General features: G+C 51.3%; 1 protein-coding gene. It reads left to right on the forward strand.

Features of this window, described 5'->3' with window-relative positions:
- Window positions 1–96 precede the first annotated feature (96 nt).
- Window positions 97–1,330, forward strand: a 1,234-nt coding sequence (gene pcoA / locus HX884_RS26425) for a multicopper oxidase PcoA (RefSeq protein ID WP_178329032.1), incomplete at its 3' end; no start/stop codon positions are given.

A 1,330-nucleotide genomic window follows, 5' to 3' on the forward strand; every position in this document is an offset into this window, starting at 1 on the left:
CTAGGTTCATTTCATTGTAAGTGGATGAACCAGTAATTTAATTTAAATCGGTTCTCGAATTCTGTCAGTAACCATACTTTAAATAAGGGAATGCGCATGCTGTTGAAAACGTCTCGACGAACTTTCCTGAAGGGGTTAACCCTCTCTGGCGTAGCCGGAAGTCTTGGCGTATGGAGTTTCAATGCGCGTTCCAGTCTGAGCCTGCCAGTTGCCGCATCCCTGCAGGGTACTCAGTTTGACCTGACCATTGGTGAAACGGCCGTCAATATCACGGGCAGTGAGCGTCAGGCCAAAACAATCAATGGAGGCCTGCCGGGGCCCGTTCTTCGCTGGAAAGAAGGTGACACCATTACCCTGAAGGTCAAAAACCGTCTTAATGAACAGACGTCCATTCACTGGCACGGCATTATTCTTCCGGCCAATATGGATGGTGTTCCGGGGCTGAGTTTTATGGGCATAGAGCCTGATGATACCTACGTTTACACCTTTAAGGTTAAGCAGAACGGGACTTACTGGTACCACAGCCATTCCGGTCTGCAGGAACAGGAGGGGGTATACGGTGCCATTATCATCGATGCCAGGGAGCCAGAACCGTTTGCTTACGATCGTGAGCATGTGGTCATGTTGTCTGACTGGACCGATGAAAATCCTCACAGCCTGCTGAAAAAATTAAAAAAACAGTCGGATTACTACAATTTCAATAAACCAACCGTTGGCTCTTTTTTCCGCGACGTGAATACCAGGGGGCTGTCAGCCACCATTGCCGATCGGAAAATGTGGGCTGAAATGAAAATGAATCCGACTGACCTCGCGGATGTCAGTGGCTACACCTACACCTATCTCATGAACGGGCAGGCCCCGCTGAAAAACTGGACCGGACTGTTCCGTCCCGGTGAAAAGATACGCTTACGGTTTATCAACGGCTCGGCAATGACCTATTTCGATATCCGTATCCCCGGGCTGAAAATGACGGTCGTGGCTGCAGATGGCCAGTATGTAAACCCGGTTACCGTTGACGAATTCAGGATTGCCGTTGCCGAAACCTATGATGTCATTGTGGAGCCTCAGGGTGAGGCCTATACCATCTTCGCACAATCCATGGACAGGACCGGTTACGCTCGAGGGACACTGGCCACGAGAGAGGGGTTAAGTGCTGCCGTTCCCCCCCTCGATCCCCGTCCTCTGTTGACCATGGAAGATATGGGTATGGGGGGAATGGGACATGATATGGCAGGAATGGACCACAGCCAGATGGGAGGCATGGATAACAGCGGAGAGATGATGTCTATGGACGGTGCTGACCTTCCGGATAGCGGGACATCCTCCGCGC

The organism is Enterobacter sp. SECR19-1250 (genome assembly GCF_013391025.1).
In the GTDB taxonomy this organism is placed as follows: domain Bacteria; phylum Pseudomonadota; class Gammaproteobacteria; order Enterobacterales; family Enterobacteriaceae; genus Enterobacter; species Enterobacter cloacae.